Below are 16,939 nucleotides of genomic sequence, written 5' to 3'. Positions count from 1 at the left end.
TCACGAGATCAAGGCCGCGCACAAGCGGCCCCTCCAGGAGGTTTCATGCAGCACGATCTGACCGCGGATCCGGCCGCGGCCCCTTCCCCTGGCGCGCGACCCGCCGGCCCGCGCCGGCATCCCAGCGTGTTCGAACCGGCGACGCTGGCGCTGATCATCCTGCTCTGCGTCTTCGGCGCCATCATCGGCATGCAGATCCTGGTCAGCCTCGGCGTCTCGGCCAACACCTCGCTGATCGGCGCCCTGGCGGCCATGGTGCTGGCGCGCGTGCCGCTGGGCCTGTTCGCCCGCTACCGCTCGATCCATGTCCAGAACCTGGCGCAGAGCGCGATCTCGGCCAGCACCTTCGGCGCCGCCAACAGCCTGCTGCTGCCGATCGGCATCCCCTACGCGCTGGGCCGGCCGGATCTGGTGCTGCCGATGTTCGGCGGCATCGCCCTGGCCATGCTGCTGGACGCCTACATGCTGTACCGGATGTTCGACAGCAAGATCTTCCCGGCCAGCGGCGCCTGGCCGCCCGGCGTGGCCGCGGCCGAGGCGATCAAGGCCGGCGACCAGGGCGGCCGCAAGGCGGTGCTGCTCGGCCTCGGCGTCGCCATCGGCGCCATCGGCTCCTTCTTCAAGATCCCGATGTCGGCCTTCGGCATCGCCTTCATCGGCAACATCTGGGCGCTGGCGATGTTCGGCGTCGGCCTGCTGCTGCGCGGCTATTCCACCCAGATCTTCGGCGGCGACACCTTTGCCGGCATCATCCCGGGCGGCGACCTGGCCAAGGCCTATATCCCGCATGGCGTGATGATCGGCGCGGGGCTGGTGGCGCTGCTGCAGGTGGTGCAGACCATCCTGCGCAAGGATACCGACAGCGCGTCGCGGACCCAGTCGGATGCCTCGCTGCGGCGGGCGCTCGGCTTCGGCACGGTCGCCTACATCGCCCTGGCGGTGGTGATCGCCATCGCCGGCGGGGTGTGGGCCGAGCTGTCCTGGGGCATGCTGGTCGCCTTCATCCTCTACGCCGCCTTCGCTGCCTTCGTGCATGAGCTGATCGTCGGGCTGGCGGCGATGCATTCCGGCTGGTTCCCGGCCTTCGCCGTGGCGCTGATCACCCTGGTGATCGGCATGCTGGTCGGCTTCCCGCCGACGGCGCTGGCGGCGCTCGTCGCCTTCTCCGCCGCCACCGGCCCAGCCTTCGCCGACATGGGCTACGACCTCAAGGCCGGCTACATCCTGCGCGGCCACGGCGCCGACCCGGAGTTCGAGCGCGACGGCCGGCAGCAGCAGCTGCTGGCGGCGATGGTCGCCTTCCTGGTGGCGATCGTGGTGGTGTTCTTCTCCTGGGAGACCTTCTTCGCCCAGGACATGCTGCCGCCGGTCGACCGGGTCTATGCCGCCACCATCGGCGCCGGCGTGTCGCCCGACGTGGCCCGGTCGCTCGCCCTGTGGGCCATCCCCGGCGCGCTGATCCAGTTCCTCGGCGGATCGAAGCGGCAGATGGGCATCCTGTTCGCCACCGGCCTGCTGCTGGCGGCGCCGCTCGCCGGCTGGGCGGTGCTGGCCGGCATCCTGATCCGGGCCTTGTGGACCCGCTGGCGCGGCGAAGCGGGGCGCAGCGAGATGGAGGTGGTCGCCGCCGGGATCATCGCCGGCGACGCGCTGTTCAGCTTCTTCGATTCCGTTACCAGGAACCTGTTCGGCCGGCGCTGAGGGTCGAGTGGACGGGCAACGGAGATCCGTCGCCCGTCCCTCCTCAGTCGAGAAGCCTGCCAAAGACCAGTTGCTTGAACTCGATCAGCGGGCCGTCGCTCTTCTCGACGCGCATCCGCAGCAGCGCGCCTTCCCAGCTGTTCATGACGAACCTGGCCAGCAGCGCCGCGGGGAACTGGCCGCCGATCGTCCCCTGCCCCTGCGCCTCGGCGATGCAGGCCTCGAACAGCCGGCTCCAGGCCCCGAAATGCTCGGCCAGCCGCTCGCGGATGAGGGGGCTGTGGTCCGCCGCTTCGGCGCTGAAATTCCCCATCAGGCAGCCGCGGACAAAGCCGGACGCCCGGAACGCCTCGATCCGGTCGTCGAAATAGGCTTCCAGCCGGGCGCGGGGCGCGACGTCGGGATCGCACAGGAAGGCGCGCAGCTTGTCCTGGCCGCGAGCGGAATAGGCATCGATCACCGCTGCCCCGAACGCTTCCTTGCTCGGGAAGTGGTTGTAGAAGGAGCCCTTGGGCACATCGGCCCCTTCGACGATGCCCTGGATCCCGGTCGCCGCGTATCCCTCGGCATGGATCATCCGCAGGCCCGCCTGCACCAGGTTGGCCCGGGTGTCGGGCTTCGGCTTCGGGCCCCGTCGGGCCGGGCGAGAGTCCACGTCAAACCTCATTGACTAATTCAAGACGACCGGTCATATGGTATTTATCGACGCACCGGAAACCGCTGTCAAGCACACGCACTACGTCGCGGTCCGGCGACAGCGGATTATTGTCCAGGAGGCCGTTTGGTTTCGAAGACCGATGTCAGGATTCCGGCGGAAGGCGGCGTCGAACTGGGCGCCTGGCTGTTCCTGCCGGACACGGCCGGGGCCTGCCCGGCCATCACCATGGCCCACGGCTTCGCCGGGACCAAGGAACACGGCCTCGAGCGCATGGCCCGGGCGTTTGCCGCGGCCGGGTTCGTCGTGCTGGTCCACGACCATCGCAACTTCGGGACCAGCGGCGGCGACCTCCGCGGGGACATCGATCCGTGGCGGCAGATCGCGGATTGGCGGCGCGCGATCTCCTGGCTGGAGGCCCGGCCGGAGGTCGACCCGGCGCGCCTCGGCCTGTGGGGGTCGAGCTATGCCGGCGGCCACGCCATCGTGCTCGGCGCCACCGACCGCCGCCTGCGCTGCATTGTGGCGCAGGTTCCGACCATCAGCGGCCACGAGCAGGGGCTGCGCCGGGTTTCGCCGGATGCCGCGCCCGCGCTGGAGCAGGCCTTCGACGAGGATGAGAGGGCCCAGCTGCGGGGAGAGCCGCCGCGCCGGCAGGCGGTGGTCAGCGCCGATCCTGCGGTTCCCGCCGCCTATCGCTCCCGGGATGCCGTCGAGTTCTACCAGCAGCCCCTCCCTGCCGGCCTGTGGGAGAACGAGATCACCCTGCGCTCGACCCGGGCGGCACGGATGTATGAGCCCGGCCGCTGGATTGCCCGCGTGTCGCCGACGCCGCTGCTGCTGGTGGTCGCCCGCGACGACAGGCTGACCGTCGCCGACCTGGCGCTGGCCGCCTATGAGCGCGCGCTTCAGCCCAAGCGGCTCACCCTGCTGCCGGGCGGGCATTTCGATCCCTATCTCGCCCAGTTCCCGCAGGCAGAAGCCGCCGCGACGGGATGGTTCCGCGAGCATCTGCTCGACCCGGCATGAGCCAACCCCGGCCCGCACCGGATGCCTCACCACCAGCCATGGACCCGACGATGACCACGACCGACACCGGCCTGCATTGGGACGTATTGACGATCCGGCGCCCCGGCCTCAGCCGCGACCTGCCGCCCGGCCGGGAAGAGCTGAGATGGGTGGCGAATTCTTCGACCCTCATCCATGGCGAGCGCGACGCCGTCCTGGTGGACACCTTCCTCACCATCGAGCAGTCGCAGACCCTGGTGGATTGGGTGGTCGCCAGCGGTAAGACCCTCACCGCAATCTACATCACCCACGGACATGGCGACCATTTCTTCGGCCTCGCCCCGCTGCTGGAGCGGTTCCCGAAGGCCAGGGCGGTCGCGACGCCCGAGGTGGTCAAGGCGATGCACGAGCATCTGTCGCCGGCATCGATCGAGAATTTCTGGCGCCGGCTGTTCCCCGGCGAGATCCCCGACCGCCTGCTGGTCGCCGAACCGCTCGAGGACGGCGGGCTGGAGCTGGAAGGACGCAGGCTGGTCGCGGTGAATGCCGGGCGGACCGACACGGCGCAGTCCACCTGCCTGCACGTCCCGTCGATCGGGCTGCTGGTCGGGGGAGACGCGGTCTATAACGGGATCCACCCCTATCTCGGCGAGACCGACGCGCAGAGCCGGCTGGAATGGATCGCCACGCTCGACCGGCTGGAGGCTCTGAAGCCGAAGGCGGTGATCGCCGGGCACAAGATCCCGGAGAACGACGACGACCCCCGCATCATCGGCGAGACGCGGCAGTACATCGCCGATTTCAACCGGCTGAATGCGGCGACGACGACCGCGCGCCAGCTCTACGACGCCATGCTCGAGATCCATCCCGATCGCGTCAATCCCGGCTCGCTGTGGGGTGCGGCCAACATCGCCAAGAAGCAGGCCTAGGGCCGCTCCCTTCGGCGACATCGGCATCCTCCCGAACACACAATGGAGTCTGACCATGCGTAAGACAGTCCTCGCGGCCGCCCTGGCCCTGGTGGCCCTGTCGGCCGGCGCCTCCACCGCCGCTTCGGCCGCCTACAAGGACCCGCTCGACACCGCGACCCTGAACTCCATCAAGTCGCAGTTCGGCAAGCTGGTGGCCTCGGCGAACCGGCACGATCTCGACACCCTGCAAGGGCTGTACTGGCAGTCCCCCTCGGTCCTGCTGGTCGCGAAGAGCGCCATCCCGTCCGAAGGCAACTGGGCCGGGTTCTGGGGCAACGAGGCGATCGACCAGAAGCTGCACGACATCGCGGCGTCAGGGCCCGTTGTGCTCGACCCCGACCTCTCGAAGCTCAAGGTGGTCGGGCTGACGCGCAAGGTGGCGGAATCCTATGCGCCGGTGACCATCACCGTGTCCTATGCCGGGCAGGACGGGACGCCCAAGCCGTTCCTGATCGTGATCAACTGGCTGAAGGCCGGGAAGGACTGGAAGATCGCCTCGGAGGTCATCCTGCCGGTGCCGCCGGCCCCCGCCGCCAAGCCATAGCCCCCAAGCGCGGGAACGGCGACACTTGCGTGGGCAGGAGAGCCAAGATCGAAGATTCGGGTTAGGCCATGACGCAATCCGACGGCGTGCTGAGCGACGCGCAAGTGGAGCAGTTCATCCAGGACGGGTTCGTCCGCATCGACCGGGCCTTTCCTAGGGCGCTGGCCGATGAAGGCCGCGCCATCCTGTGGCGAGACATCCCCTGCGATCGCGATGACCCAACGACCTGGACCCTGCCGGTGGTCCGGCTGGGCTTCTATGGGCAGGAGCCGTTCCGGGCGGCGGCGAACACCGCCGTCCTGCATGCGGCCATCGACCGGCTGGTCGGCCGGGGACGCTGGATCCCGCGGCAGGACCTCGGCACCTTCCCCGTGCGGTTCCCGCATCCGAAGGACCCCGGCGACGCCGGCTGGCATGTCGATGTCAGCTTTGCCGGCCCGGACAGCGACCCGCAGGCCCAGGCGCGCGGGGACTATTCGTCCTGGCGGGTCAACGTCTCCTCGCGCGGCCGGGCCCTGGTGATGCTGTTCCTGTTCTCCAACATCGGGCCGCGGGATGCCCCGACCCGGATCCGGGCGGGGTCGCATCTCGACCTGGCCCGGCACTTGGAACCGGCGGGCGAGGTCGGCCTGTCGCACCTCAATCTCGATCGCATGGGCGCCGGGCGGCCGGAGGTGGCGGCGACAGGCGAGGCCGGGACCGTCTATCTGTGCCATCCCTTCATCATCCATGCGGCGCAGATGCATCGCGGCACGCAGCCCCGCTTCCTGGCCCAGCCGTCGCTGGGGCTGGCCAAGCCCTATCGGCTGGAGCGGGAGGACGGGGCCTATGCGCCGGTCGAGATCGCGATCCGCCGGGCGCTGGGCAAGGGCTGACGCGGCTGGGGCTCAGCCGCGCGGCGGGAAGCGGTACCGGCCGGTGATCGGGAAGTCCGGCAGCCGGTCCTCCAGCCGGGCGCCGCCACCGATGTTGTGCACCGCCAGCGGCGCGCCGCTGGCGCCGCGGAGGCCGGTGACGACGGCGATGTGCGGCAGGTTGCCCGGCAGCGTCTGGGTCACCAGGTCGCCCTCGGCCAGCTCGGCCAAGGCGGTGTCCGGCGGCAGCGCCTGGCCGAAGCGGCGGAAGAAGGCCTGCAGGTTCGGCACCCGGCGATGGTCGATGTTGGGGTCCGGCCGCTTCAGTCCCCAGCTTTGGGGATAGCGAAAGAAGTTCGCCCGCATGTCCTCATGCACCAGGCGCTGCAGGTCGAGGCCGAAGGCGTCGCGATAGGCGCGGATGACCACATCGGTGCAGACGCCGCGGTCGCGCGGCACGTCACCGTCGGGATAGGCCAGCCGGACATAGGCCGGGTCGTAGGTCACGGTGACCCCGATCTGGGCCTGCGCCGCCGCCACCAGCCGCGCCGGCCAGTCCGCCGGGGCCTCGGCCCGGGCGATGCGGAAGGCCGGGCCCAACGCGCCGGCCAGGGCCACGCCCAACACGAGCCGACGCCGACCGATCATGCCACCCTCCCCGCTGCGGACCGGCCGTAGCACAGCATCCGGAGATGGCGGGATCAGGGCGACCGGGATCCGACAAATCCATCTGTATCTGGCCCCCAAGCTGGTGCCATACTATATCGTCGTACAATTATGTCGCTGTCAGCACCGACAACGAGCGGTGCGTGGAGGAAAAAACACGATGGCCGGCCAAGACCGATCCAGGACGCTGCGGTCGCAGCAGTGGTTCGACAACCCCGACGATCCGGGGATGACCGCCCTGTATATCGAGCGCTACCTGAACTTCGGGATCACGCGCGAGGAGCTCCAGTCCGGCAAGCCGATGATCGGCATTGCCCAGACCGGGTCGGACCTGTCGCCCTGCAACCGGCATCATATCGAGCTGGCGAAGCGGGTCAGCGCCGGCATCCGCGCCGCCGGGGGGGTGCCGTTCGAGTTCCCCTGCCACCCGATCCAGGAGACCGGCAAGCGGCCCTCGGCCACGCTCGACCGCAACCTGACCTATCTGTCGCTGGTCGAGGTGCTGTACGGCTATCCGCTCGACGGCGTCGTGCTGACCGTCGGCTGCGACAAGACCACCCCGGCGCTGCTGATGGCGGCCGCCACCGTCAACATCCCGGCCATCGCCCTGTCGGTCGGCCCGATGCTGAACGGCTGGCACAAGGGCGAGCGGGTCGGGTCCGGCACCATCGTCTGGCGGTCGCGCGAGCGGCTGGCCACCGGCGAGATCGGCTATGACGAGTTCATGGACATCGTCGCCGCCTCGGCCCCGTCGGTCGGCTACTGCAACACCATGGGCACGGCCTCGACCATGAACTCGCTGGCCGAGGCGCTGGGCATGCAGCTGCCGGGTTCGGCCGCCATCCCGGCGCCGTACCGCGAGCGCGGCCAGATCGCCTATGTGACCGGCCAGCGCATCGTCGAGATGGTGGAGCAGGACATCAAGCCGTCCGACATCATGACCCGCGAGGCGTTCGAGAACGCGATCGTCATCAACTCCGCCATCGGTGGGTCGACCAACGCGCCGATCCACCTGAACGCCATCGCCGGCCATCTCGGCGTGCCGCTCGACAATGACGACTGGGAAAAGGTCGGCCTCGACATCCCGCTGCTGGTCAACCTGCAGCCGGCCGGGGAGTATCTCGGCGAGGACTTCCACCAGGCGGGCGGCGTGCCGGCGGTGGTGGCCGAGCTGTTGAAGGCCGGGCTGCTGCCACATCCGGACGCGGTCACGGTCAATGGCCGCGCCATCGGCGACAACTGCCGTGACGTGGAGAATTTGAACCCCGAGGTCATCCGCCCGGTCGACCGGCCGCTGAAGGCCCATTCCGGCTTCCTGAACCTCAAGGGCAACCTGTTCGACAGCGCGATCATGAAGACCAGCGTGATCTCGCCGGAGTTCCGCGACCGCTACCTGGCGAACCCGCAGGACCCGGAGGCCTTCGTCGGCAAGGCCGTGGTGTTCGACGGGCCCGAGGATTACCACCACCGGATCGAGGATCCGGCGCTGGAGATCGACGCGTTCTCGATCCTGGTGATCCGCGGCACCGGGCCGATCGGCTATCCCGGCGCCGCCGAAGTGGTGAACATGCAGCCGCCGGCGCGCCTGATCCAGCAGGGCATCCACGCCTTGCCCTGCATCGGCGACGGCCGCCAGTCCGGCACCTCGGGGTCGCCCTCGATCCTGAACGCCTCGCCCGAGGCGGCGGCCGGCGGCGGCCTGGCCCTGCTGAGGACCGGGGACAAGGTGCGGGTCGACCTGCGCCAGCGCAGCGTGAACGTCCTGGTCTCCGACGAGGAATGGGCCCGCCGGCGCGCCGAGCTGGAGGCCCAGGGCGGCTACAAGTACCCGGCCAGCCAGACCCCGTGGCAGGAGATCCAGCGCGGCATGACCGACCAGTTGGCCGGCGGCATGGCGCTCAAGCCGGCGCTGAAGTACCAGCGCGTCGCCCAGACCAAGGGCGTGCCGCGCAACAACCACTGACCGCGTGCCCCCTCACTGTCATTGCCGGGCTTGACCCGGCAATCCAGACGGCCTCGACAGCTTCTGGATGCCCGGGTCAAGCCCGGGCATGACAGCTTTTGGTTTCGTTATTGCTCCAAACGACCTGATGCGGCCGGTCTTCAGATCGTCCGCACCAGGTCGTGGAATAGCCCGCCCATCCGCTCGGCCGTGCCCTTGGCGACGTCGAGGATGTGCTCGTGGTCGAGATCGGCGCCCGGCAGCCCGGCGGCGAGGTTGGTGACCAGCGACAGCCCCAGCACCTCGGCGCCGAGATGGCGGGCGGCAATCGCCTCCAACACCGTCGACATGCCGACCATGTCGCCGCCCCAGCGGCCGACCATCTCGATTTCCGCCGGCGTCTCGAACATCGGGCCGGGGAAGCCGACATAGACGCCCTCGGTCAGCGCCGGGTCCAGCGCCTGCGCCGCCTGGCGCAGCCGCGGCGCGTAGCAGCCGGTGAGGTCGACGAAGCGCGGCCCCAGCGCGTCCGGGTTCGGCCCGAACAGCGGCGAGACGCCGGTGAAGTTGATGTGGTCGCGGATCAGCACCGGCTCGCCCGGCTTCATGCCCGGGCGCAGGCCTCCGCAGGCATTGGTCAGGACCACGATCTTCGCCCCCGCCAGCACCATGCTGCGCACGCCATGCACCACCTTGGCCGGGGGGTGGCCTTCGTAGAGATGCACGCGGCCGGCCATGACGAGGATGCGGCGATCGCCGGCCTGGACGCTGCGGAACACGCCCTTGTGGCCGAGCACGGTGGTGGCCGGGAAGCCCGGAATCTCGGTGAACGGCACCTCGGCCACGGTCTCGCCGATCTTGTCCACCGCCGGGCCCCAGCCGGAGCCGAGCACGATGGCGGCGTGATGATCGGTGTCGCCGAGCTTCAGCCGCAGCACCTCGGCCGCGTGCTGCGCCAGTGTGTAGGGATCGTCGGTCATGGGGCGCCCTCCTCGGCCAAAGCTCAAACCATCGCGCCGCGCCGGCGCCGCCCGCGGGCGACCACCAGCGCGACCAGGGTGATGACATAGGGTGCCATATCGGTGAGCTGGTTCGGCAGCCCCTTGCCCTGCAGCCTGAGGCCAGCCGCGTCGGCAAAGCCGAACAGCAGGCAGGCCAGGGCCACGCCGACGGGATGGCCGCGGCCGAGCATCACCGCCACCACGGCGATCCAGCCGCGTCCGGCGCTCATGTCCTCGGCGAACAGGGTGACGCTGCCGAGCGACAGCTGCGCCCCGGCCAGGCCGCACAGGGCACCGCCCGCCAACACCGCGGCGATGCGGTAGCGGGCAACGCCGACGCCCAGCGTCTCCGACGCATCCGGCCGTTCGCCGACGCCGCGCAGCCGCAGGCCCCAGACGGTGCGGAACAGGAACACCGCGACCAGGATCACCAGCAGCCAGGCCGCCCAGGTGACCACGCTGTGGCCGCCGAAGACACGGTTGAACCAGGGCACCGCCGCGATCCGCGGCAGCACGATTCGCGGCAGGTCCTGCATGGTCGGGTCGGTGAATGTGCCGGAGACGCCGAACAGGATGCGCAGCAGAAAGGCGGTCAGCCCCGAGGCCAGCAGGTTGAGGCCGATGCCGATCACGATCGGGTCGCCACGGAACCAGGTGGCGCCGAACGCCAGGATGGCGGCGAAGGCCGTGGTGCCGGCCAGCGCCACGATCACGCCGCCGGCGACGCTGCCGGTGTAGTACGTCCCGGCGATGGCCGCGAAGGCGCCGATCAGCATCTGGCCTTCCAGCGCGATGTTGAACACGCCGGCGCGGTCGCACAGCACCCCGGCCAGGCCGGCCAGCAGGATCGGCGTCACCGCCTGGATGGTCTGGGCGAGCAGCACGGCGTTGAAGATCGACAGCCAGTCCATCGCCGTCACCGACCGCCGGAGGGCTGGCGGCGCAAACCGTGGCGCATGGCGAGCAGCAGGATGATCACCGCCTGCAGCACCAGCGTCAGCACCCGCGGCACTTCGGTCGCCCGCTCCATGGCGAAGCCGCCGGTCTGCAGCGCGGCGAAGAACAGCCCGGCGCAGATGGCGCCGACCGGCTCGCCCATCGCCAGCAGCGCCGCCATCAGGCCGGACCAGGTGTAGGCCGGCGACAACAGCGCCCCGTCGGTGAAGCGGAACTGGTCGCCCAGCACCAGGATGGCGCCGACCAGCCCGGCGACGGCGCCGCTGGCGAACAGCACCCGCACGGTCTGGCGGCCGAGGTCGACCCCGCCATAGGCGGCGAAGCGGGAGTTCAGGCCGCGCAGCCGCAACTCGTAGCCGGCGGTGCCGCGGCGGTCGGTGAACACCACGGCGGCGATCACCAGCACCAGCAGCACGAGGCCCCAGGTGATCGGCGTGCCCGGCACCAGCACCGGCAGCCGCGCCGCCTCGTCGATGCGGAAGGTCTCGGGCATGCCGGTCGACGGGTCGCGCAGCGGGAAGCGGGCGAGGTAGGAGGTGACGCCCTTGGCGGGGTAGCTGAGCAGCAGGGTCGAGATCAGCAGCGGCACGCCGAACCGGACCTCGCCCCAGGCGGCCAGCGCGGCATAGGCGCCAGACACGGCCATCGCCGCCAGGATCGCCACCGTCAGCCGGACCAGGCCAGGCGCCGGCAGGTACAGCGCCACCAGCGCCGCGACCAGCCCGCCCAGCAGCAGCTGCCCGTCGCCGCCGAGATTGACCATGCCGCCACGCAGCGGAATCGCCGCGACCAGCGCCATGCCGACCAGCGGCACCGCCCGGGCGATCGATTCCGCCAGGTTCGGCCCGGCCACCGCGCCCTGCAGGATCTCCCAGTAGACCGACACCGGGTCGTGCCCGGCGGCCAGGGTGATCAGCGCACCGATCAGGAACCCGCCGAGGATCGCCCAGAGCACGGGCGAGGTCGCGGTGGTGCGCAGGAGGCCGACCGCCGCGGTCATGCCGCTTCCTCCACCACCCCGGCCATCAGCAGGCCAAGGCTGGTTTCGGTGGCTTCGGCGCCCGGCACCTCGGCGATCACCCGGCCCTCATACATCACCAGCACCCGATCGGAGAGGGCGAGGATCTCGGTCAGTTCGGCCGAGACCAGCAGCACCGCCCGGCCCTTGTCGCGCTCCGCCACCAGCTGGCCATGGATGAACTCGATGGCGCCGACATCGACGCCGCGGGTCGGCTGCTCGGCGATCAGCACCGCCGCCTCATGGTCCAGCTCGCGCGCCACCACCACCTTCTGCAGGTTGCCGCCGGACAGGGTGCCGACCGCCGTGGCCTCGCCCGGAATCTTCACGCCGAATCGGGCGATCAGGTCGCGCGCCCGCCGGCGCATCGCCCCGCGGTCCAGCACGCCATGGCGCGACAGCGGCGCCCGGCGGTGGAAGCCCATCGACAGGGTGTCGGTGGCGCTGGCGCGCAGCGCGGTGCCGGTGTGGGCCCGGTCTTCCGGCACATAGGCGATGCCGGCGACCCGGCGGCCGGCGACGCCCGCTGTGGTGACGTCGCGGCCGTCGACCCGCACCGTGCCGGCATCGGCGGCGCGCAGCCCGGCCACGATCTCGACCAGCTCGGTCTGGCCGTTGCCGGCGACCCCGGCGATGCCGACGATCTCCCCCGCCCGCACGGCGAAGGACACGCCGTCGACCGCCGGCCGGCCCGGCGCATCCAGGGTCAAACCATCGACCTGCAGCAGCGGCCGACCTGGAACCGCAGGCGTCCGGTCGACCTTGAGCGAGACGTTGCGCCCGGTCATCGCCCGGATGATCGCCTGCGCATCGGTCTCGGCCGTCACCAGGCGCGCGGCGACGCGGCCGTCGCGCAGCACGGTGATGCGGTCGGTCACCGCCATCACCTCATGGATCTTGTGAGTCACGAACAGGATGGTGCGCCCGTCCGCCGCCAGGCTGCGCATCACCACGAACAGGCCGTCGCGTTCGCGCGGGGTCAGCACGGCAGTCGGCTCGTCCAGGATCAGGATGCGGGCGTCGCGATAGAGCGCCTTGAGGATCTCGATCCGCTGCTTGACCCCGACCGGCAGGTCGCCGACCCGGGCGTCGGGGTCGACCGGCAGGTCGTAGCGCCGCGCCAGCTCCGCCACCCGCCTGCGGGCCGCGGCGCGGTCGATGAACGGACCGCGCCGCGGCTCGTCGCGATAGACCACGTTCTCCCACACCGTCAGGCTGTCGAACAGCTTGAAGGCCTGGTGCACCATGCCGAGGCCGGCGGCGATGGCGTCGATCGGCGAGCGGAACCGGCGCACCGCGCCATCGATCGCGATCCCGCCCTCATCCGGCTGGACCAGCCCGTAGAGGATGCCCATCAGGGTCGACTTGCCGGCCCCGTTCTCGCCCATCACGGCGTGGATCTCGCCGCGTTCGGCCGACAGGTCGACCCGGTCGTTGGCCAGCACGCCGGGATAGCGCTTCACGATCCCGCGCATCTCCAGGAACGCCATGCCGGGCCCCTCTCCGCGGGGGTGTGTTACGGGGCCGCGGTCAGCGGGTCGGCCACCACCACCGTGCCGGCGGCGATGGCGTCGCGGATCTCGCGCACCTTGGTGATCACATCCGGATGGTCGGCGATCAGGCATTTCGAAGTGCCGACGTCGTCGCCCAGGCCGGTCAGGGTGATCCCGCCCTCCTTCAGCCCGTAGGAGGTCAGCGGCGCCTGGGTGCCGGCCAGGATGCCCTTGACCGCTTGGACCAGCGCGACATCGACCTTCTTCTCGATGTTGTCCAGCACCACACCCGGCGCCTGCGGGCACTGGTTGACGTCGACGCCGAAAGCCAGGGTGCCCGGCGTCGCCTCCACCGCCTTGAAGATGCCGCCATTGCCGCCAGAGGTGCCGGCCAGCACCCGGTCGGCGCCTTCGCTGATCAGCGACACCGCCTGCTGCTGCGCCCGCACCGGGTCGGAGAACGGGTTGTCACCGCCGACCCACAGAGTCGGGCTGACCACGATCTCGTCATTCGCCGCCTTGGCCCCGGCAGCGAAGCCGTCGGTGAAGCGGTGCATGAACGGGATGTCGAGCGCGCCGATGCTGCCGACCGTACCGCTTTCCGAGGTCAGCGCCGCCTCGGCGCCGGCGAGATAGGCGCCCTCATGCTCGCGGAACACCGCGCAATAGACGTTGGGCAGCGGCTTCTGGATGCACTGGTCGACGATCAGGAACTTGATGTCGGGAAACTTCGTCGCAGCATCCGGCACGATGTCGCCGAATTCGAAGCCGAGCACGATCACCACCGCCGCGCCCTCGCGCGCCGCCGCCTCGACATTCTGCCGGCGGGTGGCGGGGTCGGTGCTCTCATAGATCCGGGCCTCGCCGCCGATCGCGACCGCGGCCTCCTCGGCGCCCTTGCGGCCGAGCTTCAGGAAGTCGTTCACCCCGAGCGGGTTCGGCGAGATGAAGATGATCTTGTTGCCTGTACCCTGGACGGCGGCCTGGGCCGGCACCGCGGCACCGATCGCCAGGGCAGCCCCCGCGATCCCAACGATGAAACGCCGCAGACGCCCGTGATCGCGCATGGTCTTCCCCGTGTCCCTGGATGTGGCCGCCGGCTTGTCCCCGACCCCCGCGGGCGGCCTCGCGGATCGGGATGCCGATGGCTGCAGAGTCTTGCACCTTTGGCGACTGCGCAACGATTCGTCAATCTGCCGTGGCAGCGGCGAGTCGGCCTTTCGGCCTCCACCGTCCAGCGACGATGTCGCAGCATCCGGTCCCTTCATCCTTTAGAAGCCCTCGCGAAACCGGGGCCGATGGTCCAAAATACGTCATTCCCGCAACATTCCGGCAGGCCACGGGACAGCGCAGAACCATTGCGGTTGCATAAAATTATATCTATCTGAATTGCCTTCCGCCTGCAGGGCAAATCCGGTTCTATTCGATCAGGGAACCGGCCGAGCCAACGGGATCAGTCTTCCCCAATCAAGGATACGGAGGCGCATGAGCGGCAGATCTTGGTTCACCCGGCCGCGCCGTTGCGCCGCCCGGGTCGCTGCCATCCGCATCCGCCGGTTGTCCGCCGGGCTGCCGGTATTGTCGCGCGCGGAGGCCGCAGCCCCGTCGCCATGACCCATCCGCTCACCCAGGACGTGATCGCCCTGCAGCGCGACGCACTGCAGGCACTGGCCGACGGTGATCCGCTCGACGTGATCCTGCACAGCGTGGCGCAGACCGCGAGCCGGCTGGCCGCGCCGGTCGGCGTCGCCTTCCTGCGGCTCGACGAGAGCGGCGCCAGCCTCTCCCTGATCACGCAGAGCGGCCTACCCGACGGCGTGCCGGCTGCATTGGGAACGATCCGCGTCAGCCCCGCCAGCCTGCCGCCCGGGGTCGCCGTCTTCACCAACGCCCCGGCAGCCGGCGCGATAGGCCCCGAGGACGCGCCGGCTGCCATCGCCGCCGAGCCGCTGACCGACGATGACGGGCGGATCGCCGGCGCCCTGGTCCTGGCCGATGCCTCGGGCTGGCCCCCGTCCCTGCCCCCGTCCCTGCCTGAGGATCTCAGGCGCAGCATGGCCCAGATCTTCGCCGTGGCGCTGCGGCGCGACCAGCGGGACCGCGAGGTCCAGGATCTAATCTATCGCGACCCGCTGACCGGCCTGCCCAACCGCCGGCATTTCGAGGAGCGGCTGCGGCAGATCATCGCCCGCGGCATCGGCCCGGCCGCCCCCGTCTCGGTCCTGTTCATGGACCTCGACGAGTTCAAGAAGGTCAACGACACGCTGGGCCACGATGTCGGCGACCTGCTGCTGGCCATCGTCGGCAGCCGGCTGCGCCGCGCCCTGTCGACCGACGCCTTCGTCGCCCGGCTGGGCGGCGACGAATTCGCCGCCATCGTCACCGGCGCGGATGCCGGGGCCGCCCTGACCGCCGCCGGCCGGATCGCGACCGCGCTGAAGGAACCGGCGATGCTGCGCGGCTACCGGCTGCCGATCTATTGCAGCATCGGCATCGCCACCTGCCCGGACCATGAATCCGACCCGACCCTGCTGAAGCGCCTGGCCGACATGGCGATGTACTACGCCAAGCAATCCGCCACCGGCATCGCCTCCGCCGCCACGCCGGAGGTGCGCCGGGCGATGTCGATCTCGGCAGTGGAGTTCGACATCCCCGCGGCGCTGCAATCCGATCAGATCGGGCTGGTGTTCCAGCCAAGGGTCGCCCTTGCCACCGGCCAGGTGGTGGCGTTCGAGGCGTTGGCGCGCTGGCACCACCCGACCCTGGGCATACTGGCGCCGAGCCACTTCATTCCCTGGGTCGAGCGCCGGCCCGACCTGGCCCTGAAATACACCGAGTGGCTGCTGAAATCCCTGGCCGAGACGCTGATCCGGCTGCCGCCCGACGCGCTGGTGCCGATCTCGGTCAACATCCCGGTCGCGGTGATGCAGTCCGACGCCATCTTCACCCCCATCCTCGCCCGCATGGCCGAGGCCGGGCTGCCGCTGAGCCTGCTGCGGATCGAGATCGTCGAGCGGGCGCTGACCCGGATGCCGGCCGAGGTCGAGGCCGTGGTCGAGCGCATGGTCGGGCTGGGCATCACCTTCGAGCTCGACGATTTCGGCAGCGGCGAGGCCAATCTCGGCGCCCTGGTCCGGCTGCCCTTCGCCGCGATCAAGATCGCCGGCGAGATCGTGCGGACGGTGGCGGACGAGGCCCGCTGCGAGCGCCTGATCGACGGGGTCGCCCGCTTCGCCGAGACCTTCGGGGTCTCGCTGTGCGCCGAGCATGTCGAAAGCCAGGCCCAGCTCGACATCCTGCGGCGGCTCGGGGTCGAACAGGGCCAGGGCTTCCTGTTCGGGCAGGCGGTCAGCGCCGGCGGTATCGCGCCCGCGGTGCGCGCCGGCGCCGGACGCGAGTAGCGCCGCCGATGACAACGATGGTAACGTTACCGCATGGATCGGGAAGCATTTGCCAAGGCATTGAATTTCTGCAATTCGTCGCCGGCCAGCCCGATGAATCGACCGGGTTGGGAGAGAGTGGAACTGCAGCGGGGAATGCACCATGCCGACCGTTGCCGCCCTCGGTCCCGGGGGAAGCGCGCATCATGATCCGGCGGAGATTGCCGCTGTGACCGGGCGGACCGCCCCGATGAAGATTCTGCTCGTCGACGACGACGAGCTGTTCCTGGAATTCGCCGCCACCATGCTGCGGTCGGGCGGCCATGAGGTCGAGACCTGCGCCAGCGCCGGCGAGGCCATCGCCACCTTGAACCTGGATGCCGAGCGCAAGCCGCCGCGCGACTTCGACGCGGTGCTGATCGACATCGTCATGCCCGAGGTCTCGGGCACCGAGCTGTGCTCGCTGATCCGCGGCCATCCCGGCTATCGCGACCTGCCGGTGATCATGATCAGCGCCACCCGCGACATGAGCCTGATCGACCAGGCCCTGACCGCCGGCGGGTCGTCCTACATCCAGAAGCCGATCCAGGCGAACACCTTCGCCGAAGAGATCCAGCGCAAGGTCGAGGACGCCAGGAGCTAGCGCCCTCGATCGGCCGCCCACGTCGCCCCGGGCATTGCCGCCATGGCCGGTGCCGGTGGCGAGGTTGATCGCCACCGCGGCCGAACTTTCGTTGTACAGCGCGATG

15 protein-coding genes are annotated in these 16,939 nt (G+C 70.1%); 8 read left to right on the top strand and 7 right to left on the bottom strand.

The window, feature by feature from the left end; all coding sequences use genetic code 11:
- Window positions 1-45 precede the first annotated feature (45 nt).
- Window positions 46-1,701 (top strand): OPT/YSL family transporter, encoded by a 1,656-nt coding sequence (locus E9232_RS11220; RefSeq protein ID WP_309794019.1) that lies wholly within the window; start codon window positions 46-48, stop codon window positions 1,699-1,701.
- A 43-nt stretch (window positions 1,702-1,744) separates the two neighbouring features.
- Here the strand turns inward: E9232_RS11220 and E9232_RS11215 are convergent, their stop codons facing one another.
- Window positions 1,745-2,356 (bottom strand): TetR/AcrR family transcriptional regulator, encoded by a 612-nt coding sequence (locus E9232_RS11215; protein WP_309794018.1) that lies wholly within the window; start codon window positions 2,354-2,356, stop codon window positions 1,745-1,747.
- 126 nt (window positions 2,357-2,482) lie between these two features.
- Here E9232_RS11215 and E9232_RS11210 point away from each other — a divergent pair, with 126 nt between their 5' ends.
- From E9232_RS11210 to E9232_RS11195, 4 genes are all read left to right on the top strand, one after another.
- Window positions 2,483-3,385 carry an alpha/beta hydrolase gene (locus E9232_RS11210; RefSeq protein WP_309794017.1) on the top strand — a complete coding sequence of 301 codons (903 nt, stop codon included), beginning with the start codon at window positions 2,483-2,485 and terminating at the stop codon, window positions 3,383-3,385.
- A 50-nt stretch (window positions 3,386-3,435) separates the two neighbouring features.
- Window positions 3,436-4,293, top strand: coding sequence for an MBL fold metallo-hydrolase (locus E9232_RS11205; RefSeq protein ID WP_309794016.1), 858 nt, complete (start codon window positions 3,436-3,438; stop codon window positions 4,291-4,293).
- A gap of 55 nt (window positions 4,294-4,348) precedes the next feature.
- Window positions 4,349-4,879 carry a hypothetical protein gene (locus tag E9232_RS11200; protein WP_309794015.1) on the top strand — a complete coding sequence of 177 codons (531 nt, stop codon included), beginning with the start codon at window positions 4,349-4,351 and terminating at the stop codon, window positions 4,877-4,879.
- Window positions 4,880-4,947: 68 nt separating this feature from the next.
- Entirely contained in the window at window positions 4,948-5,754 is an 807-nt protein-coding gene (locus tag E9232_RS11195) for a phytanoyl-CoA dioxygenase family protein (RefSeq protein ID WP_309794014.1), read from the top strand.
- Between the two features lie 12 nt (window positions 5,755-5,766).
- Here the strand turns inward: E9232_RS11195 and E9232_RS11190 are convergent, their stop codons facing one another.
- Window positions 5,767-6,381, bottom strand: a complete 615-nt coding sequence (locus E9232_RS11190) for a DUF1287 domain-containing protein (RefSeq protein WP_309794013.1) — start codon at window positions 6,379-6,381, stop codon at window positions 5,767-5,769.
- Window positions 6,382-6,559: 178 nt separating this feature from the next.
- Between E9232_RS11190 and E9232_RS11185 the strand changes: the two genes are divergently transcribed.
- On the top strand, window positions 6,560-8,362 hold the full coding sequence (locus E9232_RS11185) for an IlvD/Edd family dehydratase (protein ID WP_309794012.1): 1,803 nt from the start codon (window positions 6,560-6,562) through the stop codon (window positions 8,360-8,362).
- A 140-nt stretch (window positions 8,363-8,502) separates the two neighbouring features.
- Here E9232_RS11185 and E9232_RS11180 read toward each other — a convergent pair whose 3' ends face one another.
- Genes E9232_RS11180 through E9232_RS11160 form a run of 5 tightly spaced genes read right to left on the bottom strand, consistent with a single transcriptional unit; the run spans window position 8,503 to window position 13,877 of the window.
- Entirely contained in the window at window positions 8,503-9,321 is an 819-nt protein-coding gene (locus E9232_RS11180; protein ID WP_309794011.1) for a purine-nucleoside phosphorylase, read from the bottom strand.
- Between the two features lie 23 nt (window positions 9,322-9,344).
- Window positions 9,345-10,253, bottom strand: coding sequence for an ABC transporter permease (locus tag E9232_RS11175; protein ID WP_309794010.1), 909 nt, complete (start codon window positions 10,251-10,253; stop codon window positions 9,345-9,347).
- 5 nt (window positions 10,254-10,258) lie between these two features.
- Window positions 10,259-11,299, bottom strand: a complete 1,041-nt coding sequence (locus E9232_RS11170) for an ABC transporter permease (RefSeq protein WP_309794009.1) — start codon at window positions 11,297-11,299, stop codon at window positions 10,259-10,261.
- Window positions 11,296-12,807, bottom strand: a complete 1,512-nt coding sequence (locus tag E9232_RS11165) for an ABC transporter ATP-binding protein (RefSeq protein WP_309794008.1) — start codon at window positions 12,805-12,807, stop codon at window positions 11,296-11,298. Before E9232_RS11165 ends, E9232_RS11170 begins: the two co-directional genes overlap by 4 nt.
- A 26-nt stretch (window positions 12,808-12,833) precedes the next feature.
- The gene (locus E9232_RS11160; RefSeq protein ID WP_309794007.1) at window positions 12,834-13,877 is read right to left on the bottom strand and encodes a BMP family ABC transporter substrate-binding protein; all 1,044 of its coding nucleotides are present in this window, start codon (window positions 13,875-13,877) and stop codon (window positions 12,834-12,836) included.
- Between the two features lie 543 nt (window positions 13,878-14,420).
- Here E9232_RS11160 and E9232_RS11155 point away from each other — a divergent pair.
- The gene (locus E9232_RS11155) at window positions 14,421-16,211 is read left to right on the top strand and encodes a putative bifunctional diguanylate cyclase/phosphodiesterase (protein WP_309794006.1); all 1,791 of its coding nucleotides are present in this window, start codon (window positions 14,421-14,423) and stop codon (window positions 16,209-16,211) included.
- Between the two features lie 229 nt (window positions 16,212-16,440).
- On the top strand, window positions 16,441-16,833 hold the full coding sequence (locus E9232_RS11150; protein ID WP_309794005.1) for a response regulator: 393 nt from the start codon (window positions 16,441-16,443) through the stop codon (window positions 16,831-16,833).
- Window positions 16,834-16,939 lie beyond the last annotated feature (106 nt).

The sequence above is a fragment of the Inquilinus ginsengisoli genome (assembly GCF_031453975.1).
Lineage (GTDB): Bacteria > Pseudomonadota > Alphaproteobacteria > DSM-16000 > Inquilinaceae > Inquilinus > Inquilinus ginsengisoli_A.
The sequence above is the reverse complement of the archived record's forward strand: the minus strand, read 5'-3'. Positions and strand labels throughout refer to the sequence as shown.

Coding starts and splice junctions, on each gene's coding strand:
- E9232_RS11150 (WP_309794005.1), top strand. CDS start 16,441: ATGAAGATTCTGCTCGTCGACGACGACGAGCTGTTCCTGGAATTCGCC.
- E9232_RS11185 (WP_309794012.1), top strand. CDS start 6,560: ATGGCCGGCCAAGACCGATCCAGGACGCTGCGGTCGCAGCAGTGGTTC.
- E9232_RS11165 (WP_309794008.1), bottom strand. CDS start 12,807: ATGGCGTTCCTGGAGATGCGCGGGATCGTGAAGCGCTATCCCGGCGTG.
- E9232_RS11190 (WP_309794013.1), bottom strand. CDS start 6,381: ATGATCGGTCGGCGTCGGCTCGTGTTGGGCGTGGCCCTGGCCGGCGCG.
- E9232_RS11170 (WP_309794009.1), bottom strand. CDS start 11,299: ATGACCGCGGCGGTCGGCCTCCTGCGCACCACCGCGACCTCGCCCGTG.
- E9232_RS11220 (WP_309794019.1), top strand. CDS start 46: ATGCAGCACGATCTGACCGCGGATCCGGCCGCGGCCCCTTCCCCTGGC.
- E9232_RS11160 (WP_309794007.1), bottom strand. CDS start 13,877: ATGCGCGATCACGGGCGTCTGCGGCGTTTCATCGTTGGGATCGCGGGG.
- E9232_RS11200 (WP_309794015.1), top strand. CDS start 4,349: ATGCGTAAGACAGTCCTCGCGGCCGCCCTGGCCCTGGTGGCCCTGTCG.
- E9232_RS11205 (WP_309794016.1), top strand. CDS start 3,436: ATGACCACGACCGACACCGGCCTGCATTGGGACGTATTGACGATCCGG.
- E9232_RS11180 (WP_309794011.1), bottom strand. CDS start 9,321: ATGACCGACGATCCCTACACACTGGCGCAGCACGCGGCCGAGGTGCTG.
- E9232_RS11175 (WP_309794010.1), bottom strand. CDS start 10,253: ATGGACTGGCTGTCGATCTTCAACGCCGTGCTGCTCGCCCAGACCATC.
- E9232_RS11195 (WP_309794014.1), top strand. CDS start 4,948: ATGACGCAATCCGACGGCGTGCTGAGCGACGCGCAAGTGGAGCAGTTC.
- E9232_RS11155 (WP_309794006.1), top strand. CDS start 14,421: ATGACCCATCCGCTCACCCAGGACGTGATCGCCCTGCAGCGCGACGCA.